Below are 24,702 nucleotides of genomic sequence, written 5' to 3' on the forward strand. Positions count from 1 at the left end.
AATTGCCCGAGAGGCTTAACTATACAACGCTCAAGTGTTTTTGAGGAAACACGCAGCAAATGATACGAAGCGAAAGCTAAGTAAGAAAAGCGAAAAGACAAAGAAAGAAACTTTAGACAGCTTGTTTCGAATTTAAACCAAATTTCCCGACGACAATAGTGTGGTTGTTCCACCTGAATCCATTCCGAACTCAGAAGTGAAAAGCCGTAACGTCGATGGTAGTGTGGGGCTTCCCTATGTGAGAGTAGAGCATCGTCGGGTTTTATTACCTTAGCTTATTTTATTAAGTGAGTTAAGTTAATAAGCACAGAATTTGATTAACAGCCATAGTGCCGTGGCTCTACCTGACTCCATTCCGAACTCAGAAGTAAAACGCGGTAACGCCGATGGTAGTGTGGGGCTTCCCCATGTGAGAGTAGGGCACTGTTAATCTACTAAATTTGCGGAGCGGTAGTTCAGCTGGTTAGAATACCTGCCTGTCACGCAGGGGGTCGCGGGTTCGAGTCCCGTCCGTTCCGCCACTTATCTAAAAAGCGAGTTAGTTACTCGCTTTATCTATATATAATTACCAATAGGGGCGTAGTTCAATTGGTAGAGCACCGGTCTCCAAAACCGGGTGTTGGGAGTTCGAGCCTCTCCGCCCCTGCCATATTTACGAAGCCGACTGATCTAGATCAGTCGGCTTTTTGCACATTTATACTTTTTCGCCAAAGTTATATTTTCTGTTAAAATGATATAATATCCTGTAATCAAAGTCGCTTTATGAAGAATTTAGATCCTATCATTGAACAATTTCTAGATAGTTTATGGCAAGAACATGGGTTATCTGCGAATACCTCAGCTTCATATCGGTTAGATTTAGAACGTTTTTCCGAATGGTTGCCTACACCTAAAGCATTTCTGACGTTAGATCATTTCGATTTACAAGCCTTTCTTGGTGAAAGAATAGAGCAAGGCTATAAAAGCAGTAGCTCTGCGCGTATGCTAAGTTGTTTACGAAAATTTTTCCGCTTCTTATATACAGAAAATTATCGCCAAGATGACCCTACACTTACCTTACTCTCGCCGAGAAAGCCAGCACATTTACCCAAGTCGTTGAGTGAGGAACAAGTGATGGATCTGCTGGATTGCCCTAATACGCTTGATCCGATTGAATTGCGTGATAAAGCAATGTTGGAATTGTTATATGCAACGGGGTTACGGGTAACGGAGCTTGTTTCGTTGAGTCTTGATAATTTAAGTTTACGCCAAGGTGTAGTACGAGTAATTGGTAAAGGTGATAAAGAACGGCTGGTGCCAATAGGTGAAGAAGCGAGTTACTGGATTCAAGAATTTTTTCAGTACGGGCGACCAATATTGCTGAATAACGCACAATCCGATGTGGTATTTCCAAGCCGTAGAGGTCAGCAAATGACACGCCAAACATTTTGGCATAGAATAAAACATTACGCTGTTTTAGCTGGAATTGATAGCAAAAAGCTTTCTCCACACGTATTACGTCACGCTTTTGCGACACATTTAGTGAATCATGGTGCAGATCTTCGAGTGGTTCAAATGTTATTAGGGCATAGCGATCTTTCCACTACGCAAATTTATACTCATGTTGCGAAAGCACGTTTAAAATCATTACATCAACAGTTTCACCCACGAGGATAATATGCAAAAAACGTCATCTAAATTTAATTGGGCATTAGCATTTTTTTGTCTGCCTTGTGCACTATGGCCACTTGCGTTACTGATTTCACCAAAATTTTCTAGCTTAGCGCTAACGCCAACTCAAATTAACTGGTTCTCCACCGCATTTTGGATTTATCCGCTTGTGCTATTTGTGATTGCTTTAGTGTTATATAAGTTGCATCAATCACAAAAGGCATTAGCCAGAGGTTTACTGATGTTTGCCTTAATCGCATTTTATGCGCTATTGGGCTACATTATTCAATCGTTATAATCAAAGCCTGCGAAAGCAGGTTTTTACTTACATACAAATAGCAATTGCTCACCAAAGAAAATTAACGGAGTGCGTTTGCGTAGCCAAACAGGTACTTGTGCTTGCTGATAGAGCTTTTTCATTTCTTCTCGCATTGGCAGAGCGTATTGTTTAACTTTACCGCTATGTGCTAATTTCACTTCAAATGACGCATGAGCCAGCGCTTTAGGTAATAGCAAGCGGTCGATTTTGTCTGCTTTTTTGTAAATAATTACCCCACCTAAATGTTGTAGTTCACCGATTCCATCTGGTAACAGCAAAGATTGTTGTGCTAAGAGTGGCTGGCAAAAATCTGTAATATCTCTTAATTCTCCCGTTAGATATAATTCCGTTTGATAACGGCGAAGCCAAGTATGCGTTAATTTAATTTGTGGATTTTTATCCGCTTTGCTCAATAACATCTGATTGATTATCTGCATCAACAAGGCACTGCTTGGCATTGGTTCACCACATTTCTCTAGCCATAAACGGATAAGTTGTTGCTGTTTCGCAACCGAGAATTGTGAAAAATCTGCAATATTTAAGCGCTTTTGTGCAAAATCAGCATAACGATCTAACGCCTGCGCAAGGAGTTCTTCCAGCAACTTTTGTTGTTCGGCACAATGCTTAGCAGAACGAGCAACCATCTGGCTAAAATGTTGCCAGCGTTGATTGATGATCGGTAGCACTTCATTACGTAAAAAATTGCGATCATAATGACTATCTTGATTACTTTCATCTTCAACCCAAACCAATTGCTTTTGGGTAGCATATTGTGCAATCTGCGCCTTGCTAAAGCAGAGAAGCGGTCTAAAAATGGTAAATTTTTGCCAAAACCCGACCGCTTGCATTGCGGATAAGCCTTTGATTCCGCTCCCTCTTTTTAGCGCAAGTAAAAATGTCTCTGCCTGATCATCTAAATGATGTGCAGTGACTAACACCTCGTTTGGCAAAATAATTTCACCGATTGCCTGATAACGAGCCAATCTTGCACCCGCCTCAATTCCTTCATGGTTCTCCACTGTTACCTTTTGCAAAATAAACGGAATTTTCGACCGCTTGCACAGCTGTTCACAAAACAGCGCCCAATTATCCGCATTTGGGCTAAGTCCATGATGAATATGTATCGCGCGCAGATTTAGTCCAAGTTCGTTGGCAATTTGCTGAACTGCATCAAGTAAAACTACCGAATCAATACCGCCACTTAGCCCGATCAGAAAATCAGATTGGTGAGGAAAGTGTGTTTTGAATTGGGAAATAAGAGTTTCAAGAGAAAACATTGGCGATATAAATTTGAGCTAGAAATAGAAGGATTTTACGCTTTTTAAATGGGATTTAAAGCCAAAAATGTAGTGTTGAGAGGGATTAATGGATAAGCGGCCAAATTTGGGCAAAATTTTGCAAACTTCAAACAAAAGTCGACCGCTTGTTGATCGACCCCCAAAAGTTGGACAGGTTATAGAACTAAATACTGAGCCTTATATTGTATAGGGCTTAGTCCTTTTAAATCAGATTTTATCCGTTTATTTCTCAATTGGTTAAATCCATTAGAGGCAAAAAATAAAGCGTTTCTTGCCCTCCTTGAAATTCCGTAACATCTGTCACCCATTTTGATTGAGCTGTGTTGTCGTAAAATCACGCTTTAAGATATTCGGCGCAATATGCGAGATTTTTCCGCGTTTTCCCCCCAATTTGGGGCGAACGATAGTACAAATCTGCAGTGCATTCATTAATTTTAAGACCGTTTTGTGGTTTAAGCTGAAGCCAATTTGGCACAATTTAAGCGTTAGTGGACGGTACCGCCTCGCTGTAATTTCTTAAAGGCTTGTGGCGATAAATTCGTTGGCTCAGGAACTTCAATGGCTTTCTTTTTCATTTTCGGTTTCTTAACCCATCAAATCCTCTTTCACGAAAGGCTTTTAACCACTGAATAACAATAGAGTGGGGAATGCGAAGGTGGGGGGTAACTTCGCGAATACCGAAATGTTGCTCGGTAATGAGTTTAATAATGATTAAACGAAATGGATAAGAGTAAGACATAATCTGCACCTCAAATTAGGTGTCCAGGTTTTGGGGTGCAGATCAACAAGCGATTGAATTTTTTGCAAATTTAACCGCTTATCTATACAAGGAAAATATAAGGCAAGATATTCATTACCCCCGCGGTAGTTATCGCTAAAATTAGTTTAGATAAACCGAACATTAACCCCTGATTTTCCCCTTTATCGAGTTTGACCAACATATTCGCTAATGCGGTATTGGTGAAAAGGCTGACAAGCGAGAAGATAATTAAATATAAAAAAGCGGTAAGTTCTGAAATATATTCCAATGCATAAAACCATGGCACTGCCAATAACGCAATTAGGATTGGAGCAATGTAGTTCAGTTTTACTACACCAAAATTTACTGTGCGAGAGAAGCGTGCCTGTAGTAGCACCGCAATCAAATTATTGATAAAAAAGGCAATCGGTACCAATTCTTGGCGATCTAACAGTTCAGTAAAAATATAAGGGAAAATTACATAAAATGCTGAGCCCATTCCTAGTGGAATAAATAACAATAAATGCACAAAAATAAACCGCTTATTAATCACCTCTTTAAATTGACCAAAGCGAAATGGTGTAAAGCGAAAACTACAATTTTGCTTCGGCATAGTTTTCCACATAAATAGTAGCATGGTTACTTCAATCGCACAGCTACACCAAATCAGCCATTCCGCTTTTTGATAATGAATAAAGGGAATTGAAACCAGGGGCGCAACCATCGAAGCAAGACTCGAGATTTTTAGAAATTTCCCCTGCGCTTGCGTTTTGGAGGTATAACTATCTTCCGCAGAAGAGAGTAAAAATGCCCTAGCATTGGTGCTAAATAACGTGCTACCTAATCCAAAACAGAAAGTAGCTAATAGCAAGAGCGCATAATGATTGGTGGCGAGCAATAAAATATATGCCACTGAATCAAGCAAACAGCCTAATAACATAATCGGCATACGCCCATAGCGGTCTCCCCACGATCCGGCAAATAACGAAAATGCTTGGCTGGCAAATACGAGTAAAGAGAATGCGCTGGTGATTTGTGTTGTATCAAACCCTTTGTGTTTCATTAGATAGATAAAAAACACGCTTTGCATTGCGGTATAGGCAAGTCCAGAAAAGAATCTTCGCCATAAAATAATATTTTGCATATCCATATTATTTACCTTTTATTAAGCTCTGAAATCTCGCTTACGAATACCAAGTACAAATAATGAAACAAAATAAACGATAGCAGCCAATATAATCAGCCATGCTAGCCAATAGATTTTCAGCCACGTTGTCATCGCATACCAGCCTGCTAAACTTGGCGAAAAATAAGCAACTAATGCGCCCATTAAGCAAGCTGCAATCGCTACTTTCAAGACAAATAATCCCGTTTTACGAGTCAGCCGATAAGCTCCTGCTTTGGCAAGTCCTCGATAAAGTAACGAGGCATTTACTGCAGCCGAAAGAGCAGATGCCATTGCTAGACCTAAATAACCAAATGGAATCGCAAGTACGCCAAAGGCAATATTACACATTGTTGCAATAATCCCGATTTTTACGGGTGTTTTCGTATTTTGGCGAGCGTAGAAACCGTTTGCCAAAATGCTGATTAACATATAACTGTTCAAACCAAAGCACATAATCCATAACGCATGTGAAGTGGCAATAACATCGGATAAACTAAATTTGCCTCGCATAAAAATCGTCATCATTAATGGCTGAGCTAATACTGCAATACCAATCATTGCTGGAATGCCGAGTAAAAGTACCATTCTCACGCCCCAGTCCATTGTGCCTTGAAATTCCACCGCTCGTTGCGTTTCATCAAGCTCTTTTTTCTTAGCAATCCGAGAAAGGCTTGGTAGCACAACGGTTGAAATCGCAATACCAAATAAACCAAGTGGGAATTCAATCAAGCGGTCGGAATAATAAAGCCAAGTAATTGAACCTGTAACGAGAAAGCTTGCAATCACTTGATTGATTAACAAATTCAATTGAGTAACGGAAACCCCAAAAAGCGCAGGAATCATCAAATTGCGTACTTTGGTTACCCCTTCATCTTTCCAAGCCCATTTTGGTTTAACTAGTAACCCTTCTTTTTTCATAAATGGAATTTGGAATAGGAATTGTAGTAAGCCACCTAAAAAGATCCCCCAAGCTAATGCCACGTCGGGTTGCTCGAAATAATCTGCGCCAAATAATGCCATGCTAATCATCGCAATGTTCAGCAAAACAGGCGAAAATGCCATCACACCAAATTTGCCAATCGTATTTAATACTGCACCAGATAGCGCTACAAAAGTGATAAACCATAAATAAGGAAAGGTAATTTTCAGCAATAAAGAGGCTTGTGTAAATTTTTGTGCATCAGCACCATCATTGAGCCAGTCCATAAACCAACCCGTACCAAATAATGCCGCAACAACAGGCGAGCCAATCATAGCCACTAACGTTACGATTGTGACCAAACCACCTAAAGTACCAGACACTTTTGCAACAAATTCACGGGTCTTATCCAAATCATTATCGGCATTGTATTCGGCAAGTACTGGCACAAATGCTTTAGAAAAAGCGCCCTCGGCAAATAAACGGCGTAAAAAGTTAGGAATACGGTTAGCAAATAAAAATACATCTGACATTGCTCCTGCACCGAGTAAGCCTGCGATCACAACATCGCGTACTAGCCCTAATACACGAGAAATAAGAGTCATACTACTGACTAATATGCCTGATTTAAGAAGTTTTTTACTCATAGAATACCGCGCTATATAAAGTAGAGAAAATGTTAGTTTAACAAAGGTTGCTAGAAAAAAGTGAAGAACGGCCTGCGTGTATGACAATCTGTCACGAGATGGCTAGCATTGGCTGTTTTTACACCATAAGCGGTCATTTTTTGTAGGAAATTTGCAAAAAATTGCTGGGATCCGACCGCTTGCATAAAGATCTTCATATAAATTGAACGGAATTTTATCAGTTTGTTGTAGGAAAATCAGAAAAAAACTGATAAAATCTCCGCCTATCGTTTTCTATCAGAAAAACGGTGTTATTTTCAAGCACGTGTCTCGTTGAAAATGAATTTAAACTATCGATAGCTAAACATAAACTAACGTTTATGTTTTTTAATTTTTACACAGATATTTTAGGAGTTTGACCTTGGCTAATATCAAGTCAGCAAAAAAACGTGCGGTTCAATCTGAAAAACGCCGCCAACACAACGCAAGCCAACGCTCAATGATGCGTACATTCATCAAAAAAGTATACGCAGCAGTAGCAACTGGTGATAAAGCAGCTTCACAAGCAGCTTTCGTTGAAATGCAAAAAGTAGTGGATCGTATGGCATCTAAAGGCTTAATCCACGCTAACAAAGCAGCTAACCACAAAGCAAAATTAGCAGCTCAAATCAAAAAATTAGCATAATCTGCAAATTTTAAAAGAAAACCGACCGCTTGGTCGGTTTTTTTGTATCTGTTTCTATTAAAGCGTAAATCGCTTTCTTAGTCCTGCTTGGTAAAGTGCCTCATCGGCTTCTATGAGTAAATGCTGTTTTTCTTGTTCTGTGAGCATATAGATGTATTTATATTGAATTGCACCGTGTAGCTTAAATAGGAGTAGCGCGTTAGCTTCTAATCCTTGTTGAATAAGGCGCACAAAAACATGAATAGCGCCAAGGTTTTTTAAATCTGTAACGGTATAGACACCTACTTTGCTGAGTAATCGTTCTATACCAATATTTAAGTTAGGCAAAATACGAATTTTATTTTGGTTTTGATGATTTAGCTGAGCTTTTGATATTTGATATTCATTAATCGCTGAGAGTATCCAGTGAGAATAAGATTGTAGGTTATTAAGAATGGAAGAGGGGAGGAGATAAAAGCTTTTGGAACGACAACCAATATGGCGATCAACAAGAAAATGAATAGATATAGTTTGAGCTATTTCGTCTAAGTATTGCTCCGACTTACGTACATATAAGTGTTGATCTTTATAGAGGGCGAACATGGTAGCATCTTTAAAGATACCTAAGAATGAAAAATAAGGCTTAAAGGAAATATCACCAATGGGCGATAATAACGCTTTAAGTCCTTCTAGCTCCTTTGTTGTATATTTCATACAGTCTCCTTTTATTTAGTCGTTGTAAAATTATTTTGATAATTGACCGCTTATACTTATAGAGGTAGAGATAACGATCAGAGATAATAATGTAAAATAAATTAAGCAATGTCAATAACTGGAGATAAAAAAAGCTATTTTCTCTCAATGGTTTTATTTGTGTAAACATTACGCTTGCATCGGTGAAATAATTAGTGTAGTATATGCGAACTTTAACACTCATCGTGTTTACGATGTAGATACGAAGATTTTGAAGTCGTGTGATGTAATCATTTATCATGCGGTGTTACAGACATTGTAACACATACAATGTTTCCGATTTGGAAACTATACAGGTATAACTGCGCTCCCTTATTCTATATGGTTTAAGTGGTAGTTCGGTTTTTTTATTAGCTAAATTTTAATTGGAGCTCTGGTCTAATGCAGAACCAAAGAATCCGTATCCGCTTAAAAGCATTTGATCATCGTTTAATTGATCAATCTACTGCGGAGATCGTAGAAACAGCTAAACGTACTGGTGCACAAGTTCGTGGTCCAATTCCTTTACCAACTCGTAAAGAACGTTTCACTGTATTGATTTCTCCACACGTGAACAAAGATGCACGTGACCAATATGAAATCCGTACTCACAAACGTTTAGTTGATATTGTTGAACCAACAGAAAAAACTGTTGATGCATTAATGCGTTTAGATCTAGCTGCTGGCGTTGATGTTCAGATTAGTCTAGGTTAATTGGGAATTTTAAGAGGTTATTACAATGATTGGTTTAGTCGGTCGTAAAGTTGGTATGACCCGCGTTTTCACTGAAGACGGCGTGTCAATTCCAGTTACCGTTATCGAAATCGAAGCCAACCGTGTTACTCAAGTTAAAACCCTTGAAAACGATGGCTATTCTGCAATTCAAGTTACTACTGGTACTAAAAAAGCTAGTCGTGTAACTAAGCCAGAAGCAGGTCATTTCGTGAAAGCAGGTGTTGAAGCTGGTCGCGGTTTATGGGAATTTCGTACTGAAGGTGAAGAATTCACTTTAGGTCAAGAAATCAATGTTGACATCTTTGCAGATGTTAAAAAAGTCGATGTTACTGGTACTTCTAAAGGTAAAGGTTTTGCTGGCGGTGTTAAACGTTGGAACTTCCGTACTCAAGATGCTACCCACGGTAACTCTTTATCACATCGTGTACTTGGTTCTATTGGTCAAAACCAAACTCCAGGTCGTGTGTTTAAAGGTAAAAAAATGGCAGGACACTTAGGTGCTGAGCGTGTAACCGTTCAATCGCTTGAAGTTGTTCGTGTAGATGCTGAGCGTAAATTATTATTAGTTAAAGGTGCTGTTCCAGGCGCAACTAATAGTGATGTTATCGTGAAACCAGCAGTTAAAGCATAAGTCTAGGAGATAGAGATGGAATTACAAGTTGTAGGTGCAAACGCACTAACTGTTTCTGAAACTACCTTCGGACGTGAGTTTAACGAAGCGTTAATCCACCAAGTAGTTGTTGCTTATGCAGCAGGTGCTCGTCAAGGTTCACGCGCACAAAAAACTCGTGCTGAAGTGTCTGGTTCAGGTAAAAAACCTTGGCGTCAAAAAGGTACAGGTCGCGCTCGTTCAGGTGATATCAAATCACCAATCTGGCGTTCAGGTGGTGTAACATTCGCTGCTAAACCACAAGATCACAGCCAAAAAGTGAACAAGAAAATGTACCGTGGTGCAATCAAAAGCATTCTTTCTGAATTAGTTCGTCAAGAACGTTTAGTGGTTGTTGAAAAATTCGAAATCGAAGCACCAAAAACTAAAGTTTTAGTACAAAAATTAAAAGATTTAGCGTTAAACGACGCTTTAATCATTACTGCAAGCTTAGATGAGAACTTATTCTTAGCAGCACGTAACTTATACAAAGTAGATGTACGTGATGTTCAAGGTATCGATCCAGTAAGCTTAATCGCTTTTGATAAAGTGGTTATCACAGCTGATGCGGTAAAACAAATTGAGGAGATGTTAGCATGATTCAACAAGAACGTTTGCTAAAAGTGCTTAAAGCACCACATATCTCTGAAAAAGCGACGAATAATGCTGAAAAAGGCAACACTATCGTATTCAAAGTAGCATTAGATGCTAACAAAGTTGAAATTGCTAACGCAGTTGAACAATTATTTGAAGTGAAAGTGGATTCTGTACGTACTGTGGTTGTTAAAGGTAAAACTAAACGTCATGGTGCTAAATCAGGTCGTCGTAGTGACTGGAAAAAAGCTTATGTTACTCTTCAAGAAGGTCAATCACTTGACTTCGTTGAAGGTGCGGCAGAGTAATTACGGAGGAGAATTTATAAATGGCTATCGTTAAATGTAAGCCGACCTCCGCTGGTCGTCGTCACGTAGTTAAAGTTGTTAACGCAGAATTACATAAGGGTAAACCTTATGCACCTTTATTAGATAGCAAATCTAAAACTGGTGGTCGTAACAATTTAGGTCGTATCACAACTCGTCACATTGGTGGCGGTCACAAACAACACTACCGTTTAGTGGATTTCAAACGTAACAAGTTAGATATCCCAGCAGTAGTTGAGCGTTTAGAATACGATCCAAACCGTTCTGCGAACATTGCATTAGTGCTTTATAAAGATGGTGAACGCCGTTACATCTTAGCACCAAAAGGTTTATCTGTTGGTGATACGATTCAAGCAGGTGCTTCAGCTCCGATTAAAGCTGGTAATGCGTTACCAATGCGTAATATCCCAGTAGGTACTACAGTTCATAACGTTGAATTAAAACCTGGTAAAGGTGGTCAAATCGCTCGTTCTGCTGGTGCTTATGTACAAATTATCGCTCGTGAAGGTAACTATGTAACTTTACGTCTTCGTTCAGGCGAAATGCGTAAAGTATTAGCTGAGTGTACTGCAACCATCGGTGAAGTAGGTAACTCAGAGCATATGCTTCGCGTACTTGGTAAAGCAGGTGCTAACCGCTGGAGAGGCGTTCGCCCAACAGTTCGTGGTACTGCGATGAACCCAGTAGATCACCCGCACGGTGGTGGTGAAGGTCGTAACTTTGGTAAACACCCTGTTACACCTTGGGGCGTTCAAACCAAAGGTAAGAAAACTCGTCACAACAAACGTACTGATAAATATATCGTACGTCGTCGTGGCAAATAATTTTATTAATTAAAAAGAGGATAACCCATGCCACGTTCTCTCAAGAAAGGTCCTTTCCTTGACCTACACTTGTTGAAGAAGGTAGAGAAGGCGGTGGAAAGCGGGGATAAAAAACCAATTAAAACTTGGTCCCGTCGTTCAATGATCATTCCATCAATGATTGGTTTGACCATCGCAGTCCATAATGGTCGTCAGCACGTTCCTGTTTATGTATCAGACGAAATGATCGGTCATAAATTAGGTGAATTTGCACCGACTCGTACATACCGCGGTCACGCGGCAGATAAGAAAGCTAAGAAATAAGAGGTAAAAGATGGAAACTATTGCTAAACATCGTTACGCTCGTACTTCTGCACAAAAGGCTCGCTTAGTTGCTGATTTAATTCGCGGTAAGAAAGTTGCGCAAGCATTAGAAATTTTAACTTTCACTAACAAAAAAGCAGCAGCTTTAGTTAAGAAAGTATTAGAGTCAGCTATTGCAAACGCAGAGCACAATGACGGTGCAGATGTAGACGATCTTAAAGTTGCTAAGATTTTCGTTGATGAAGGTCCAAGCATGAAACGTGTTATGCCACGTGCGAAAGGTCGTGCAGATCGTATCTTAAAACGTACAAGCCACATCACTGTGGTTGTGTCAGATCGTTAATTAAGTAGGAGAATAACAAATGGGTCAGAAAGTACATCCTAATGGTATTCGCCTTGGTATTGTTAAGCCTTGGAGCTCTACTTGGTTCGCGAATACACAAGATTTCGCTGATAATTTAGAAGGCGATTTCAAAGTACGTAAATTCTTAAATAAAGAGTTAGCGAACGCTTCAGTATCACGTATCACTATTGAACGTCCTGCGAAAAGCATTCGTGTAACTATTCACACAGCTCGTCCTGGTATCGTTATCGGTAAAAAAGGTGAAGATGTTGAAAAATTACGTAACGCAGTATCTCAAATTGCTGGCGTTCCTGCTCAAATCAACATTGCTGAAGTGAAAAAACCAGAGCTAGATGCAAAATTAGTTGCAGATAGCATCGCTTCTCAACTTGAACGTCGTGTAATGTTCCGTCGCGCTATGAAACGTGCGGTACAAAACGCAATGCGTTTAGGTGCTAAAGGTATCAAAGTTGAAGTTAGCGGTCGTTTAGGTGGTGCAGAAATTGCTCGCTCAGAATGGTATCGTGAAGGCCGTGTGCCATTACATACTCTTCGTGCAGACATCGATTATAATACTGCTGAAGCACACACAACATACGGCGTAATCGGCGTAAAAGTGTGGATCTTCAAAGGTGAAATTCTTGGTGGCATGGCTGCAGTGATGGAATCAGAACAACAACCTGCGGATAAGCCTAAAAAAGCTCCGCGCAAAGGTCGTAAATAAGGAGAATCACTGAATGTTACAACCAAAACGCACAAAATTCCGTAAAGTACACAAAGGCCGTAACCGTGGTATCGCGGGCGGTACAGAAGTGAGCTTCGGCACATTCGGTTTAAAAGCAATTGGCCGTGGTCGTTTAACAGCTCGTCAAATCGAAGCTGCTCGTCGTGCGATGACTCGTGCGGTAAAACGTCAAGGTAAAATCTGGATCCGTGTGTTCCCAGATAAACCAATTACTGAAAAACCATTAGAAGTCCGTATGGGTAAAGGTAAAGGTAACGTTGAGTACTGGGTAGCTTTAATCCAACCGGGTAAAGTTTTATATGAAATGGATGGTGTTTCTGAAGAAATCGCACGTCACGCATTTGCGTTAGCGGCAGCGAAACTTCCGTTTAAAACCACATTTGTAACTAAGACGGTGATGTAATGAAAGCTCAAGAACTACGTAATAAAAATGTTGAAGAGCTGAATGCTGAATTAATCAACCTTTTAGGTGAACAATTCAAATTGCGTATGCAAGCAGCCACCGGTCAGCTTCAACAAACCCATCAGTTAAAACAAGTGCGTCGTAGTATTGCACAAGTTAAAACTGTATTAACCGAAAAGGCGGGTGAGTAATGACTGATAAAATTCGTACAGTACAAGGTAAAGTAGTTAGCGATAAAATGGATAAATCATTTGTTGTTGCTATCGAACGTACAGTGAAACACCCGTTATACGGTAAATTCATTCGTCGTACTACTAAATTACATGTACACGATGAAAACAACGAAGCTAAATTAGGTGATGTAGTAGAAATCAAGGAATGTCGTCCTGTTTCAAAAACTAAATCACACACTTTAGTTCGTGTTGTAGAAAAAGCAGTAGCTTAATCTACTAAATTTATAAAACAAGCGGTCTAAAACCGCTTGTTTTTTGCAAATGCGAAGCCCTATGTCTAAAAATTAGGGCTTTTTTATTTGTGATTTTTGTATGAAATATTACCGCTTATCTGCAAAATTCTATTTGATTTAGAGTGGACCGTTGAGGTATAATTCAGCACCTATCTGCATAGGGCAGGTAGATTTTCGTCCCGAAAGGGTTTTTTTTAATTTAACGGAGCACTAATATGATCCAAGAACAGACTATGCTGGATGTTGCTGATAACTCAGGGGCTCGTAGCGTAATGTGTATCAAGGTTCTAGGTGGATCGCACCGTCGTTACGCTGCAATTGGCGACATTATCAAAGTTACTGTAAAAGAAGCAATTCCTCGCGGTAAAGTTAAAAAAGGTGATGTGTTAAAAGCAGTTGTTGTGCGCACCAAGAAGGGTGTTCGTCGCCCAGATGGCTCAGTTATTCGTTTCGATGGTAACGCTTGTGTAATTTTAAATAATAACACTGAGCAACCAATCGGTACTCGTATTTTTGGACCAGTGACTCGTGAACTTCGTTCTGAGAAGTTTATGAAGATCATTTCATTAGCTCCAGAAGTACTGTAAGGGGAATGTAATGGCTGCTAAAATCCGTCAAAATGATGAAGTAATTGTTCTTACTGGTAAAGATAAGGGCAAACGTGGTAAGGTAACTCAAGTGTTACCAAACGGTAAAGTGATTGTTGAAGGTGTTAAAATCATCACTAAACATGAGAAACCAGTTCCTGCTTTAGGTAAAGCTGGTGGCTTAGTGAAGAAAGAAGCTGCGATTGATGCGTCAAATGTTGCAATTTTCAACCCGAAAACAAATAAAGCTGACCGTGTAGGTTTTAGATTCGAAGATGGCAAAAAAGTCCGTTTCTTCAAATCTAATAATGAAATTATTTAATTAACTGGAGTAATGCGATGGCGAAACTGCATGATTACTACAGAGATCAAGTAGTTAATGAATTGAAAGCTAAATTCAACTACTCATCTGTCATGCAAGTCCCACGAATCGAAAAGATTACCCTGAATATGGGTGTGGGTGAAGCATTGACCGATAAAAAACTTTTAGATAACGCAGTAGCGGATCTAACAGCGATTAGCGGTCAGAAACCTTTAATTACTAAAGCACGCAAATCTGTTGCAGGCTTTAAAATCCGTCAGGGATATCCAATCGGATGCAAAGTAACCCTACGTGGTGAACGTATGTGGGAATTCTTTGAAAGATTGATTACTATCGCTGTTCCACGTATCCGTGACTTCCGTGGCTTAAATGCGAAGTCATTCGATGGTCGTGGTAATTACAGTATGGGTGTTCGTGAACAAATCATTTTCCCAGAAATCGACTATGACAAAGTAGATCGTGTACGTGGTTTAGATATTACTATCACCACAACTGCGAAAAGTGACGAAGAAGGCCAAGCTTTATTAGCGGCTTTCAATTTCCCATTCCGTAAATAAGGTAGGTTATCGTGGCAAAACAATCAATGATTGCACGTGATGTTAAACGTGCTAAATTAGCTGATAAATTCTACGCAAAACGTGAAGAATTAAAGAAAATTATTTCTGATGTAAATTCTTCAGACGAAGATCGTTGGGCAGCAGTGTTAAAATTACAAACACTTCCACGCGATTCAAGTCCAAGCCGTCAGCGTAACCGTTGCCGTCAAACTGGTCGTCCACATGGTGTACTTCGTAAGTTTGGCTTAAGCCGTATTAAGGTACGTGAAGCTGCAATGCGCGGTGAAATTCCAGGCCTTAAGAAAGCAAGCTGGTAATACCTCTTTTAATTTGGAATCATGGGAGTAAATACATGAGCATGCAAGATCCAATCGCAGATATGCTGACCCGTATTCGTAACGGTCAGGCTGCGAATAAAGTTGCAATCAGTATGCCTTCATCTAAGTTAAAAGTTGCAATTGCAAGCGTTTTAGCTGAAGAAGGTTATGTTGAGAGCTTCAAAATTGTTGAAGGTTCAAAACCTGAGTTGGAAATCACTTTAAAATATTTCCAAAATAAACCAGTTGTAGAAAGTATCCAACGTGTAAGCCGTCCAGGTCTTCGTATTTACAAACGTAAAGACGAATTACCAAAAGTTATGGGTGGTTTAGGTATCGCAGTGGTTTCTACATCTAAAGGTGTAATGACCGACCGTGCAGCGCGTCAAGCTGGTCTCGGCGGTGAAATTATCTGTTACGTAGCATAATAGAGAGGTAGGAAGAATGTCTCGTGTTGCAAAAGCACCTGTTAATATTCCTGCCGGTGTTGAAGTAAAACTCAACGGTCAGCTATTAACAGTTAAAGGTAAAAACGGCGAGTTATCTCGTGAAATTCATAATGCAGTTGAAGTAAATCAAGATGCTAACGCATTAACTTTCGCACCACGTGCTGGTGTTGCAAATGCAGATGCTCAAGCAGGTACTGCTCGTGCACTTGTTAATGCTATGGTTATCGGTGTTACTGAAGGCTTTACTAAGAAATTGCAATTAGTAGGTGTTGGTTATAGAGCTCAAATGAAAGGTAACGTGGTTGCTTTAAGTTTAGGTTATTCACACCCAATTGAACATACGTTGCCAGCTGGCGTAACTGGTGAATGTCCGTCTCAAACAGAAATCGTTCTTAAGAGTGCAGACAAACAGTTAATTGGTCAAGTAGCAGCTGATATTCGTGCATATCGCCGTCCAGAGCCTTATAAAGGCAAAGGTGTACGTTACTCTGATGAAGTAGTTCGTACAAAAGAAGCGAAGAAAAAGTAAAGTAAGGTAACACTATGGATAAGAAAGTAGCTCGTATCCGTCGTGCAAGCCGTGCACGTCATTTAATGAGAGAGCAAGGTGCAACCCGTTTGGTTGTGCATCGCACACCTCGCCATATCTATGCGCAGGTTATTGCACCTAATGGCTCAGAAGTACTAGCAGCAGCTTCAACTGTTGAGAAAGTAATTAAAGAGCAAGTTAAATACACTGGTAATAAAGACGCAGCTGCAGTAGTTGGTAAATTAGTTGCAGAACGCGCTTTGGCTAAAGGTATTCAAGCAGTTGCATTTGATCGTTCTGGTTTCAAATACCACGGTCGTGTGCAAGTATTAGCAGACGCTGCTCGTGAAGCTGGTCTACAGTTCTAATAGAGGAATTTGAGATGTCAAACATCGAAAAACAAGCTGGTGAACTGCAGGAAAAGCTAATCGCGGTTAACCGTGTGTCTAAAACCGTAAAAGGTGGTCGTATCATGAGCTTTACTGCTTTAACAGTAGTAGGTGATGGTAACGGTCGCGTTGGTTTTGGTTACGGTAAAGCACGTGAAGTTCCAGCAGCGATCCAAAAAGCGATGGAAAAAGCTCGTCGCAATATGATTAACGTAGCTTTAAACGAAGGTACACTACAACACCCTGTTAAAGGTTCACATACTGGTTCACGCGTATTTATGCAACCAGCTAGCGAAGGTACTGGTATTATCGCTGGTGGTGCAATGCGTGCTGTATTAGAAGTGGCAGGTGTTCACAACGTTCTTTCTAAAGCATACGGTTCAACCAACCCAATCAACGTTGTTCGTGCAACAATTGATGCACTTGCAAATATGAAGTCACCTGAAATGGTTGCTGCTAAACGTGGCAAAACTGTTGAAGAAATTTTGGGGTAATTGAATATGGCAAAAACAATCAAAGTAACTCAAACTCGTAGCTCTATCGCTCGTTTACCGAAACATAAAGCAACGTTAAAAGGCTTAGGTCTTCGTCATATTCGTCATACAGTTGAATTAATTGATACTCCAGCAGTACGCGGTATGATTAATCAAGTGTCATATATGGTTAAAGTGGAGGAATAATAGAATGCGTTTAAATTCTCTTTCTCCAGCTGAAGGTGCTAAGCACAGTGCTAAACGTTTAGGTCGTGGTATCGGTTCTGGTTTAGGTAAAACTGGTGGTCGTGGTCATAAAGGTCAGAAATCTCGTACAGGCGGCGGTGTTCGTCGTGGTTTCGAAGGTGGTCAAATGCCTTTATACCGTCGTTTACCAAAATTTGGTTTTACATCATTAAAATCATTCCACGTTGCTGAAATTCGTTTAAACGACTTAGCTAAAGTAGATGGTAACGAAGTAACTTTAGAAGCTCTTAAAGCTGCAAACGTAATCACTAAAGATATTTTATCAGCAAAAGTAATCTTAGCTGGTAAGATTGAAAAAGCGGTTGTAGTTAAAGGCTTACGTGTAACTAAAGGTGCTAAAGCTGCTATCGAAGCTGCTGGCGGTTCTATCGAGGAATAATAGATGGCAAAGCAACCAGGGTACCAAGGTAGTACACAAAAAGGGACTGGCGAGCTTAAATCAAGATTATTATTTGTTTTAGGTGCGTTAATCGTTTTCCGTATCGGTTCTTTTATACCTGTTCCTGGCATTGATGCTTCTGTATTATCCGAATTAGTTCGACAACAGCAAGGCACCATCATTGATATGTTTAATATGTTCTCTGGTGGTGCTTTAAGCCGAGCGTCTATATTTGCGTTAGGTATTATGCCTTATATTTCAGCGTCAATTATTGTTCAATTATTGACAGCGATTCATCCTCCTTTAGCAGAATTAAAAAAGGAAGGTGAAGCAGGACGCCGTAAAATTAGCAAATATACACGCTATGCAACATTGTTATTAGCATTCATTCAGTCTATTGGTATTTCTATTGCCCTACCGAATATGTTACAAGGATTAGTTCCTAATCCGAGTTTCTTATTCTATGTAACCTCTGTAATTAGCCTAGTTACGGGAACAATGTTCCTAATGTGGTTAGGTGAACAAATCACTGAGCGTGGTATCGGTAACGGTATCTCTTTGATTATCTTTGCAGGTATTGTTGCAGACTTACCAGCAACAATTGGGCAAACAATTGAGCAAGCTCGTCAAGGCGAAATTTCTCCACTTGTTCTTTTACTAGTAGCTGTAATTGCATTTGCAGTAACATATTTTGTTGTCTTTGTTGAACGCGGACAAAGAAGAATTGTGGTAAATTATGCAAGTCGTCAGCAAGGTAGAATGATGGCACCTGCTAGATCATCTCATTTACCATTAAAAGTTAATATGGCAGGTGTTATTCCTGCAATCTTCGCATCAAGTATCATTTTATTCCCTGCAAGTATTACGCAGTGGTTTGGTCAGAGCGAAGGACTTGAATGGTTATTTGATTTATCACAATTATTACAGCCAGGACAACCTTTATATATTGTGTTATTCACAATGGCAGTAATCTTCTTTGCATTCTTCTATACAGGGATGCAATATAATCCTCGTGATACAGCGGATAATTTGAAGAAATCAGGTGCGTTTGTACCAGGTTATCGACCAGGCGAACAAACATCACGTTATATTGATAAAGTGATGACACGTTTAACCTTAATCGGTGCGTTGTATATTACTTTTGTTTGTTTGGTTCCTTATATCATTACTTCTTTATGGAAAGTACCATTCCAACTAGGTGGTACTTCGTTATTAATCGTAGTGGTAGTTATTATGGATTTCATCGCACAGGTACAAAGTCATTTAATGTCATTACAATATGACTCTGTGTTGAAGAAAGCCAATTTGAAAGGCTTAGGGCAATAGTCCCTTAGATCAAAAAGGATAAGCAATGAAAGTTCGTGCTTCAGTTAAGAAATTATGCCGTAACTGTAAAGTTGTTAAGCGTGAAGGTGTTGTTCGCGTAATTTGTAGCGATCCTAAACATAAACAACGTCAAGGTTAATTCGTTTTTTCTTGCAAAGAACAGGCTTCGCAGGTATACTGCGAAGCTCATTTCGTCCTGATATGCTGTTTGAGTATCCTGAAACGGGCTTTTCAAGATCAGCATATCAATAAACTTAAATAATAGGAGTGCATAGTGGCCCGTATTGCAGGCATTAACATTCCTGATCAAAAACACACTGTAATCGCATTAACTGCAATTTACGGTATCGGTAAAACTCGTGCTAAAGCGATTTGTGCTGCAACGGGTATTGCTGAAGATGTAAAGATCAGAGAATTGTCTGAAGAGCAGATTGAAAAACTGCGTGAAGAAGTTGGTAAATTTACTGTCGAAGGTGATTTACGTCGTGAAGTAACATTAAGCATCAAACGCCTTTTAGATTTAGGTTGCTACCGTGGTTTACGTCATCGTCGTAGTTTACCAGTACGTGGTCAACGTACTAAGACTAATGCGCGTACTCGTAAGGGTCCACGCAAACCGATCAAAAAATAATCGGAGTAGATAAATAATGGCTAAAACACCAGTTCGCGCACGTAAGCGCGTTAAAAAACAGATTGCAGATGGCGTAGCTCATATCCACGCATCTTTCAATAACACAATCGTGACTATTACTGACCGTCAAGGTAATGCTCTAGCATGGGCAACTGCTGGTGGTTCAGGTTTCCGTGGTTCTCGTAAATCAACACCATTTGCTGCACAAGTTGCTGCAGAACGTTGTGCTGAAGCTGTTAAAGAATTCGGCTTAAAGAACTTGGAAGTTATGGTTAAAGGTCCGGGTCCAGGTCGTGAATCAACAATCCGTGCATTAAATGCAGCAGGTTTCCGTATCACGAATATTACAGATGTGACTCCGATTCCTCATAACGGTTGTCGTCCACCGAAAAAACGTCGCGTTTAATTGACGTTAGAATAATTGGAGAAAGAAAATGGCAAGATATTTGGGTCCTAAGCTCAAGCTAAGCCGTCGTGAAGGTACTGATTTATTCCTTAAATCAGGCGTTCGTGCGATTGAATCAAAATGTAGAAATCGTCTTGATGTAGCACCAGGTCAACACGGTGCGCGCAAGCCACGTTTATCTGACTATGGTAGTCAGTTACGTGAAAAACAAAAAGTTCGCCGTATCTATGGTATTTTAGAACGTCAATTCCGTAATTACTATACAGAAGCAAACCGCTTAAAAGGTAATACCGGTGAGAACTTATTAGTATTATTAGAAGGTCGTTTAGACAACGTAGTTTACCGTATGGGGTTTGCTGCAACACGTGCTGAAGCACGTCAGCTTGTAAGCCACAAATCTATCGTAGTAAACGGTCGTGTAGTGAATATTCCTTCTTATCAAGTTTCTGTTGATGATGTAGTTGCTGTTCGTGAGAAATCTAAAAAACAAGCACGTATTAAAGCATCATTAGAATTGGCAACTCAACGTGAAAAACCAACTTGGTTAGAAGTTGATGCAACTAAGATGGAAGGTGTATTTAAACGTACTCCTGAACGCTCTGACTTATCAGCAGATATTAACGAACATCTGATCGTTGAGCTTTACTCTAAATAATAGTTAATTTTTAAAATTACATTATTAGATTAGTAAATAAAGCTTAAAAACAAAGAGAGGATAAAATGCAGGGTTCTGTGACAGAATTTTTAAAGCCGCACTTAGTGAATATTGAACAAATCAGTTCAACTCACGCAAAAGTGACCTTAGAGCCGTTAGAACGTGGTTTTGGCCATACATTAGGTAACGCACTTCGTCGCATTTTACTTTCGTCTATGCCAGGCTGTGCAGTAACAGAAGTTGAAATTGATGGTGTATTACATGAATACAGCAGCAAAGAAGGCGTACAAGAAGATATTCTTGAAGTATTGTTAAACCTTAAAGGTCTAGCGGTAAAAGTGTCAAATAAAGATGATATCATCCTGACACTTAATAAATCTGGAATTGGCCCTGTGACTGCAGCCGACATTACGCACGATGGTGACGTAGAAATTGTAAACCCAAATCACGTTATTTGTCATTTGACAGACAAAAACGCATCAATCAATATGCGTATCCGCGTTCAACGCGGTCGTGGTTATGTACCAGCAGCAGCTCGTGTACATTCTCAAGATGAAGATCGTCCAATCGGTCGTTTACTAGTTGATGCTCGTTTTAGCCCAGTAGATCGCATTGCTTATAATGTTGAAGCTGCTCGTGTAGAACAACGTACAGACTTAGATAAACTTATCATTGAGATGGAAACTAATGGCACAATCGATCCAGAAGAAGCCATTCGTCGCGCTGCAACGATTTTAGCAGAACAGCTAGATGCATTCGTTGATTTACGTGATGTTCGTCAACCTGAAGTTAAAGAAGAAAAACCAGAGTTTGATCCGATTTTACTTCGTCCAGTAGATGACTTAGAGTTGACAGTTCGTTCTGCTAACTGTTTGAAAGCAGAGACAATTCACTATATCGGTGATTTAGTACAACGTACAGAAGTTGAGTTATTAAAAACACCTAATCTTGGTAAGAAATCACTTACAGAGATTAAGGATGTGCTTGCTTCTCGTGGCTTATCACTGGGTATGCGCCTTGAGAATTGGCCGCCAGCAAGTATTGCTGAAGACTAATTTTAGGTATTAGATTTTCTAAGAAGGAATAGGTTATGCGCCATCGTAAGAGTGGACGTCAATTAAACCGTAACAGCAGCCATCGCCAAGCGATGTTCCGTAATATGGCAAGTTCTTTAATCGGTCATGAGATCATTAAAACAACTTTACCTAAAGCTAAAGAGTTACGTCGTGTAGTTGAACCATTAATTACTTTAGCAAAAGAAGATAGCGTTGCAAATCGCCGCTTAGCTTTTGCTCGTACTCGCAACGTAGAAACAGTTGCTAAATTATTCAATGAATTAGGTCCACGTTTTGCACAACGTGCGGGTGGTTACACTCGTATCTTAAAATGTGGTTTCCGTGCAGGCGACAATGCGCCAATGGCATACATTGAGTTAGTTGACCGCCCAGAAGTTGCTGAAGCAGCTGCGGAATAATAGCTAAATAGCTAATTTGAAAAGCCCGAGTTATCTCGGGCTTTGTTTTTTTATAGCATATTAAAGCACTTTCTGTACGATTTAGCCCAGCATTGCAAAGATCTTTTCTTGTAATTTAGTAAGAAATCAGTATAATCTACCCGCTTTTTCTATCTTTTTTAGATAGTTAGAGCATCTATCACTACCCTCACCTCGAACGAGGGTTTTCTTTTTACTATCAACATTTTTAGAGGAAGGTTATGGTAACCATTCGTTTAACTCGTGGCGGAGCTAAAAAACGCCCATTCTATCAAATCGTGGTAGCAGACAGCCGTTCACCACGTGACGGTCGTTTCATCGAGCGTATCGGTTTCTTCAATCCATTAGCTGCTGGTCAAGCTGAACGTTTACGTTTAGATGTGGCTAAAGTTGATGCTTGGGTTGCTAAAGGTGCTGAGCTTTCAGACCGTGTTGCAACTTTAGTGAAAGAAGCTCGTAAAGCGGCTTAATTTATTAAAAATTTTGCAAAGTAGGTGAGTAGTATGAGCGAACAAAAAATTGAAGTTGTCGGAAAACTAGGATCAACCTATGGGATTCGTGGCTGGTTACGTCTCTATTCATCGACTGAAGAAACTGAAAGTATTTTCGATTATCAGCCTTGGTTCTTGAAAGTTAAAGGGCAATGGCAACCAATCGAATTAGAAAGTTGGCGTTACCATAGCAATGATCTGATTGTGAAATTAAAAGGTACCGATGACCGTGAAAGCGCACAGTTGTTAACCAATGCTGAAATTGGTGTAGATTTATCTGTGTTTCCTGAATTGGAAGAAGGGGATTATTACTGGCACGATTTAATCGGCTGTCAAGTAGTGAATCTTGAGGGCTATACTATGGGCGTTGTGACTGAATTAATGGAAACAGGTTCAAATGATGTGCTAGTAGTGCGTGCTAACAGTAAAGATGCTTTCGGTAAGCAAGAACGATTAATTCCGTTCTTATATGAACAAGTAGTTAAAAGAGTAGATCTCACCACCAAAACCATTACGGTGGATTGGGATGCTGGTTTCTAACCTCAGGTATGCAGTGCGCTTTCGCTTTAAGTAGTAAGAACATTTGAGGATAAATTATGTGGATTGGTATCATTTCACTGTTCCCCGAAATGTTTAAAGCAATTACTGATTTTGGGGTGACGGGACGTGCAGTCAAACAAAATCTTTTGCAAGTTAAATGTTGGAATCCTCGTGATTTCACATTTGATAGACATAAAACGGTTGATGATCGCCCTTATGGCGGTGGGCCTGGTATGTTAATGATGGTGCAGCCTTTACGTGATGCAATTCATGCAGCGAAGGCGGCAGCGAAAGCAGAAGATGGTGTAGAGGCAAAAGTTATTTATCTCTCACCACAAGGACGTAAGCTAGATCAACAAGGTGTGCAAACACTGGCCTCAAATCAAAAACTTATTTTAATTTGTGGAAGATACGAAGGGGTTGATGAGCGGTTGATTCAAACTGAAGTTGATGAGGAATGGTCAATCGGTGATTATGTGCTTACAGGGGGCGAATTGCCTGCAATGACGTTGATTGACGCTGTTGCAAGATTCGTGCCTGGGGTATTAGGTAAGCAAGCTTCTGCAGATGAAGATTCATTTGCAACAGGCTTATTAGATTGCCCACATTACACTCGTCCTGAAATGTTAGACGATATTCCCGTTCCTGAAGTGCTGATGTCGGGTCATCACGAAAAGATTCGTAAATGGCGATTAGAGCAATCGCTTGAACGAACGTGGTTAAGACGCCCTGAGCTATTGGATGGCCTAGCTCTGACTGACGAACAACGCGTGTTGTTGGCTAAAATTAAGAAACAACACAAAATCAGTTAATTCTAGGATTTAGAAGGTTTTTAAAATGAGTAACATCATCAAACAAATCGAACAAGAACAGTTAAAACAAAACGTACCTAGCTTCCGTCCAGGTGACACATTAGAAGTTAAGGTATGGGTAGTAGAAGGTAGTAAAAGACGTTTGCAAGCGTTCGAAGGCGTGGTTATTGCAATTCGTAACCGTGGCTTGCACTCTGCATTCACTCTACGTAAAGTATCAAATGGCGTAGGCGTTGAACGTGTATTCCAAACTCACTCACCAGTAGTTGACAGCATTGCTGTTAAACGTAAAGGTGCGGTACGTAAAGCTAAACTTTACTACTTACGTGAGCGTTCAGGTAAATCTGCACGTATCAAAGAGCGTCTTGGCGAATAATTCGCAAGCTCTTAATGCGAAAAATAAAAAGGCTTGGGGTTTCCTCAAGCCTTTTCTTTTATCTGTATGATAAGACATGATCTGCACCCCAAAACCTGGACACCTAATTTGAGGTGCAGATTATGTCTTATTCTTATCAATTTCGTTTAAACATTATCAAACAAGTGACCGAACAGGATTTGGGTATTCGTGAGGTCGCTA

The 24,702-nt window shown here is 39.9% G+C and carries 39 protein-coding genes, 2 tRNA genes, 2 rRNA genes and 2 pseudogenes; 40 read left to right on the forward strand and 5 right to left on the reverse strand.

Features of this window, described 5'->3' with window-relative positions:
* Nucleotides 1-145 precede the first annotated feature (145 nt).
* The 6 genes from rrf (F8M47_RS05530) to F8M47_RS05555 all read left to right on the forward strand — a co-directional run bounded on the left by rrf (F8M47_RS05530) (nucleotide 146) and on the right by F8M47_RS05555 (nucleotide 1,948).
* A 5S ribosomal RNA gene (rrf, locus tag F8M47_RS05530) occupies nucleotides 146-261 on the forward strand.
* Between the two features lie 55 nt (nucleotides 262-316).
* Nucleotides 317-432, forward strand: a 5S ribosomal RNA gene (gene rrf / locus F8M47_RS05535).
* A gap of 12 nt (nucleotides 433-444) precedes the next feature.
* A tRNA-Asp gene (locus F8M47_RS05540) sits at nucleotides 445-521 on the forward strand.
* A gap of 52 nt (nucleotides 522-573) precedes the next feature.
* Nucleotides 574-649 (forward strand) — tRNA-Trp (locus tag F8M47_RS05545).
* 113 nt (nucleotides 650-762) lie between these two features.
* Nucleotides 763-1,656, forward strand: coding sequence for a site-specific tyrosine recombinase XerD (gene xerD / locus F8M47_RS05550; RefSeq protein ID WP_150539176.1), 894 nt, complete (start codon nucleotides 763-765; stop codon nucleotides 1,654-1,656).
* Nucleotide 1,657: 1 nt separating this feature from the next.
* Nucleotides 1,658-1,948: a DUF5389 family protein gene (locus F8M47_RS05555; protein WP_150539177.1), complete on the forward strand. Its 291-nt coding sequence runs from the start codon at nucleotides 1,658-1,660 to the stop codon at nucleotides 1,946-1,948.
* A 23-nt stretch (nucleotides 1,949-1,971) separates the two neighbouring features.
* On the opposite strand, the gene tilS is transcribed toward F8M47_RS05555, so the two are convergent.
* From tilS to murJ, 4 genes and pseudogenes are all read right to left on the reverse strand, one after another.
* The gene (gene tilS / locus F8M47_RS05560; RefSeq protein ID WP_150539178.1) at nucleotides 1,972-3,246 is read right to left on the reverse strand and encodes a tRNA lysidine(34) synthetase TilS; all 1,275 of its coding nucleotides are present in this window, start codon (nucleotides 3,244-3,246) and stop codon (nucleotides 1,972-1,974) included.
* A 524-nt stretch (nucleotides 3,247-3,770) separates the two neighbouring features.
* A pseudogene (locus F8M47_RS05565) lies at nucleotides 3,771-4,006 on the reverse strand (transposase); the annotation flags it as partial.
* A gap of 82 nt (nucleotides 4,007-4,088) precedes the next feature.
* Nucleotides 4,089-5,156, reverse strand: coding sequence for an MFS transporter (locus tag F8M47_RS05570; RefSeq protein WP_150539179.1), 1,068 nt, complete (start codon nucleotides 5,154-5,156; stop codon nucleotides 4,089-4,091).
* A 15-nt stretch (nucleotides 5,157-5,171) separates the two neighbouring features.
* Nucleotides 5,172-6,740 carry a murein biosynthesis integral membrane protein MurJ gene (gene murJ, locus F8M47_RS05575; RefSeq protein ID WP_150539180.1) on the reverse strand — a complete coding sequence of 523 codons (1,569 nt, stop codon included), beginning with the start codon at nucleotides 6,738-6,740 and terminating at the stop codon, nucleotides 5,172-5,174.
* 400 nt (nucleotides 6,741-7,140) lie between these two features.
* On the opposite strand from murJ, the gene rpsT reads away from it, so the two are divergent.
* Nucleotides 7,141-7,404 carry a 30S ribosomal protein S20 gene (gene rpsT, locus F8M47_RS05580; RefSeq protein WP_150539181.1) on the forward strand — a complete coding sequence of 88 codons (264 nt, stop codon included), beginning with the start codon at nucleotides 7,141-7,143 and terminating at the stop codon, nucleotides 7,402-7,404.
* Nucleotides 7,405-7,461: 57 nt separating this feature from the next.
* On the opposite strand, the gene F8M47_RS05585 is transcribed toward rpsT, so the two are convergent.
* Nucleotides 7,462-8,097: a TfoX/Sxy family DNA transformation protein gene (locus F8M47_RS05585; protein WP_150539182.1), complete on the reverse strand. Its 636-nt coding sequence runs from the start codon at nucleotides 8,095-8,097 to the stop codon at nucleotides 7,462-7,464.
* Between the two features lie 420 nt (nucleotides 8,098-8,517).
* On the opposite strand from F8M47_RS05585, the gene rpsJ reads away from it, so the two are divergent.
* The 33 genes and pseudogenes from rpsJ to F8M47_RS12245 all read left to right on the forward strand — a co-directional run.
* Entirely contained in the window at nucleotides 8,518-8,829 is a 312-nt protein-coding gene (gene rpsJ, locus F8M47_RS05590; protein ID WP_001181005.1) for a 30S ribosomal protein S10, read from the forward strand.
* A 25-nt stretch (nucleotides 8,830-8,854) separates the two neighbouring features.
* The gene (gene rplC, locus F8M47_RS05595; RefSeq protein WP_150539183.1) at nucleotides 8,855-9,481 is read left to right on the forward strand and encodes a 50S ribosomal protein L3; all 627 of its coding nucleotides are present in this window, start codon (nucleotides 8,855-8,857) and stop codon (nucleotides 9,479-9,481) included.
* Nucleotides 9,482-9,496: 15 nt separating this feature from the next.
* The gene (gene rplD, locus F8M47_RS05600) at nucleotides 9,497-10,099 is read left to right on the forward strand and encodes a 50S ribosomal protein L4 (RefSeq protein ID WP_150539184.1); all 603 of its coding nucleotides are present in this window, start codon (nucleotides 9,497-9,499) and stop codon (nucleotides 10,097-10,099) included.
* Nucleotides 10,096-10,401, forward strand: a complete 306-nt coding sequence (gene rplW / locus F8M47_RS05605; protein ID WP_005599290.1) for a 50S ribosomal protein L23 — start codon at nucleotides 10,096-10,098, stop codon at nucleotides 10,399-10,401. Before rplD ends, rplW begins: the two co-directional genes overlap by 4 nt.
* A gap of 20 nt (nucleotides 10,402-10,421) precedes the next feature.
* Nucleotides 10,422-11,243 (forward strand): 50S ribosomal protein L2, encoded by an 822-nt coding sequence (gene rplB / locus F8M47_RS05610; protein WP_014992368.1) that lies wholly within the window; start codon nucleotides 10,422-10,424, stop codon nucleotides 11,241-11,243.
* Between the two features lie 27 nt (nucleotides 11,244-11,270).
* Nucleotides 11,271-11,546: a 30S ribosomal protein S19 gene (gene rpsS / locus F8M47_RS05615; protein ID WP_005539416.1), complete on the forward strand. Its 276-nt coding sequence runs from the start codon at nucleotides 11,271-11,273 to the stop codon at nucleotides 11,544-11,546.
* 10 nt (nucleotides 11,547-11,556) lie between these two features.
* Complete coding sequence (gene rplV, locus F8M47_RS05620) at nucleotides 11,557-11,889, forward strand: 50S ribosomal protein L22 (RefSeq protein ID WP_005599292.1); 333 nt, start codon at nucleotides 11,557-11,559, stop codon at nucleotides 11,887-11,889.
* A gap of 19 nt (nucleotides 11,890-11,908) precedes the next feature.
* Nucleotides 11,909-12,613, forward strand: a complete 705-nt coding sequence (gene rpsC / locus F8M47_RS05625; RefSeq protein WP_150539185.1) for a 30S ribosomal protein S3 — start codon at nucleotides 11,909-11,911, stop codon at nucleotides 12,611-12,613.
* A 13-nt stretch (nucleotides 12,614-12,626) separates the two neighbouring features.
* Entirely contained in the window at nucleotides 12,627-13,037 is a 411-nt protein-coding gene (gene rplP / locus F8M47_RS05630) for a 50S ribosomal protein L16 (RefSeq protein WP_005625160.1), read from the forward strand.
* Nucleotides 13,037-13,228 (forward strand): 50S ribosomal protein L29, encoded by a 192-nt coding sequence (gene rpmC, locus F8M47_RS05635; RefSeq protein WP_005599295.1) that lies wholly within the window; start codon nucleotides 13,037-13,039, stop codon nucleotides 13,226-13,228. The genes rplP and rpmC overlap by 1 nt, the downstream gene beginning before the upstream one ends.
* A complete protein-coding gene (gene rpsQ / locus F8M47_RS05640) occupies nucleotides 13,228-13,482 on the forward strand; it encodes a 30S ribosomal protein S17 (protein ID WP_005599296.1) in 255 nt (84 codons plus the stop codon). Before rpmC ends, rpsQ begins: the two co-directional genes overlap by 1 nt.
* Nucleotides 13,483-13,718: 236 nt before the next feature.
* Nucleotides 13,719-14,090, forward strand: coding sequence for a 50S ribosomal protein L14 (gene rplN, locus F8M47_RS05645; protein WP_005619403.1), 372 nt, complete (start codon nucleotides 13,719-13,721; stop codon nucleotides 14,088-14,090).
* A gap of 10 nt (nucleotides 14,091-14,100) precedes the next feature.
* Nucleotides 14,101-14,412, forward strand: coding sequence for a 50S ribosomal protein L24 (gene rplX, locus F8M47_RS05650; protein ID WP_014992365.1), 312 nt, complete (start codon nucleotides 14,101-14,103; stop codon nucleotides 14,410-14,412).
* 17 nt (nucleotides 14,413-14,429) lie between these two features.
* Nucleotides 14,430-14,969 (forward strand): 50S ribosomal protein L5, encoded by a 540-nt coding sequence (rplE, locus tag F8M47_RS05655; protein ID WP_005619405.1) that lies wholly within the window; start codon nucleotides 14,430-14,432, stop codon nucleotides 14,967-14,969.
* A gap of 11 nt (nucleotides 14,970-14,980) precedes the next feature.
* Entirely contained in the window at nucleotides 14,981-15,286 is a 306-nt protein-coding gene (gene rpsN, locus F8M47_RS05660) for a 30S ribosomal protein S14 (RefSeq protein ID WP_005625153.1), read from the forward strand.
* A 35-nt stretch (nucleotides 15,287-15,321) separates the two neighbouring features.
* Nucleotides 15,322-15,714: a 30S ribosomal protein S8 gene (rpsH, locus tag F8M47_RS05665; protein WP_005619408.1), complete on the forward strand. Its 393-nt coding sequence runs from the start codon at nucleotides 15,322-15,324 to the stop codon at nucleotides 15,712-15,714.
* A 16-nt stretch (nucleotides 15,715-15,730) separates the two neighbouring features.
* Complete coding sequence (gene rplF, locus F8M47_RS05670) at nucleotides 15,731-16,264, forward strand: 50S ribosomal protein L6 (RefSeq protein ID WP_014992364.1); 534 nt, start codon at nucleotides 15,731-15,733, stop codon at nucleotides 16,262-16,264.
* A 14-nt stretch (nucleotides 16,265-16,278) separates the two neighbouring features.
* Nucleotides 16,279-16,632 carry a 50S ribosomal protein L18 gene (gene rplR / locus F8M47_RS05675; protein ID WP_005625149.1) on the forward strand — a complete coding sequence of 118 codons (354 nt, stop codon included), beginning with the start codon at nucleotides 16,279-16,281 and terminating at the stop codon, nucleotides 16,630-16,632.
* 14 nt (nucleotides 16,633-16,646) lie between these two features.
* Nucleotides 16,647-17,147, forward strand: a complete 501-nt coding sequence (gene rpsE / locus F8M47_RS05680; RefSeq protein WP_005625147.1) for a 30S ribosomal protein S5 — start codon at nucleotides 16,647-16,649, stop codon at nucleotides 17,145-17,147.
* Nucleotides 17,148-17,153: 6 nt separating this feature from the next.
* The gene (gene rpmD / locus F8M47_RS05685; RefSeq protein WP_005599315.1) at nucleotides 17,154-17,333 is read left to right on the forward strand and encodes a 50S ribosomal protein L30; all 180 of its coding nucleotides are present in this window, start codon (nucleotides 17,154-17,156) and stop codon (nucleotides 17,331-17,333) included.
* Between the two features lie 4 nt (nucleotides 17,334-17,337).
* Nucleotides 17,338-17,772: a 50S ribosomal protein L15 gene (gene rplO / locus F8M47_RS05690; RefSeq protein ID WP_039198204.1), complete on the forward strand. Its 435-nt coding sequence runs from the start codon at nucleotides 17,338-17,340 to the stop codon at nucleotides 17,770-17,772.
* A 3-nt stretch (nucleotides 17,773-17,775) separates the two neighbouring features.
* Nucleotides 17,776-19,098 (forward strand): preprotein translocase subunit SecY, encoded by a 1,323-nt coding sequence (secY, locus tag F8M47_RS05695; RefSeq protein WP_150539186.1) that lies wholly within the window; start codon nucleotides 17,776-17,778, stop codon nucleotides 19,096-19,098.
* Between the two features lie 25 nt (nucleotides 19,099-19,123).
* Nucleotides 19,124-19,237, forward strand: coding sequence for a 50S ribosomal protein L36 (gene rpmJ / locus F8M47_RS05700; protein ID WP_005599318.1), 114 nt, complete (start codon nucleotides 19,124-19,126; stop codon nucleotides 19,235-19,237).
* 135 nt (nucleotides 19,238-19,372) lie between these two features.
* Complete coding sequence (rpsM, locus tag F8M47_RS05705; protein WP_005599322.1) at nucleotides 19,373-19,729, forward strand: 30S ribosomal protein S13; 357 nt, start codon at nucleotides 19,373-19,375, stop codon at nucleotides 19,727-19,729.
* Nucleotides 19,730-19,745: 16 nt separating this feature from the next.
* Nucleotides 19,746-20,135, forward strand: a complete 390-nt coding sequence (gene rpsK, locus F8M47_RS05710; protein WP_005599323.1) for a 30S ribosomal protein S11 — start codon at nucleotides 19,746-19,748, stop codon at nucleotides 20,133-20,135.
* Between the two features lie 28 nt (nucleotides 20,136-20,163).
* Nucleotides 20,164-20,790, forward strand: a complete 627-nt coding sequence (gene rpsD / locus F8M47_RS05715; protein WP_005599325.1) for a 30S ribosomal protein S4 — start codon at nucleotides 20,164-20,166, stop codon at nucleotides 20,788-20,790.
* Nucleotides 20,791-20,855: 65 nt separating this feature from the next.
* Complete coding sequence (locus F8M47_RS05720; protein ID WP_150539187.1) at nucleotides 20,856-21,845, forward strand: DNA-directed RNA polymerase subunit alpha; 990 nt, start codon at nucleotides 20,856-20,858, stop codon at nucleotides 21,843-21,845.
* Between the two features lie 35 nt (nucleotides 21,846-21,880).
* A complete protein-coding gene (rplQ, locus tag F8M47_RS05725) occupies nucleotides 21,881-22,264 on the forward strand; it encodes a 50S ribosomal protein L17 (protein ID WP_014992360.1) in 384 nt (127 codons plus the stop codon).
* 239 nt (nucleotides 22,265-22,503) lie between these two features.
* Nucleotides 22,504-22,752 carry a 30S ribosomal protein S16 gene (gene rpsP, locus F8M47_RS05730; RefSeq protein WP_150539188.1) on the forward strand — a complete coding sequence of 83 codons (249 nt, stop codon included), beginning with the start codon at nucleotides 22,504-22,506 and terminating at the stop codon, nucleotides 22,750-22,752.
* A 33-nt stretch (nucleotides 22,753-22,785) separates the two neighbouring features.
* The gene (rimM, locus tag F8M47_RS05735) at nucleotides 22,786-23,313 is read left to right on the forward strand and encodes a ribosome maturation factor RimM (protein ID WP_150539189.1); all 528 of its coding nucleotides are present in this window, start codon (nucleotides 22,786-22,788) and stop codon (nucleotides 23,311-23,313) included.
* A gap of 56 nt (nucleotides 23,314-23,369) precedes the next feature.
* Nucleotides 23,370-24,125, forward strand: a complete 756-nt coding sequence (gene trmD, locus F8M47_RS05740; RefSeq protein WP_150539190.1) for a tRNA (guanosine(37)-N1)-methyltransferase TrmD — start codon at nucleotides 23,370-23,372, stop codon at nucleotides 24,123-24,125.
* A 25-nt stretch (nucleotides 24,126-24,150) separates the two neighbouring features.
* On the forward strand, nucleotides 24,151-24,501 hold the full coding sequence (gene rplS, locus F8M47_RS05745; protein WP_150539191.1) for a 50S ribosomal protein L19: 351 nt from the start codon (nucleotides 24,151-24,153) through the stop codon (nucleotides 24,499-24,501).
* Between the two features lie 122 nt (nucleotides 24,502-24,623).
* A pseudogene (locus F8M47_RS12245) lies at nucleotides 24,624-24,702 on the forward strand (transposase); the annotation flags it as partial.

This window comes from Actinobacillus vicugnae (genome assembly GCF_901687125.1).
GTDB classification, from domain to species: Bacteria; Pseudomonadota; Gammaproteobacteria; order Enterobacterales; family Pasteurellaceae; genus Actinobacillus; species Actinobacillus vicugnae.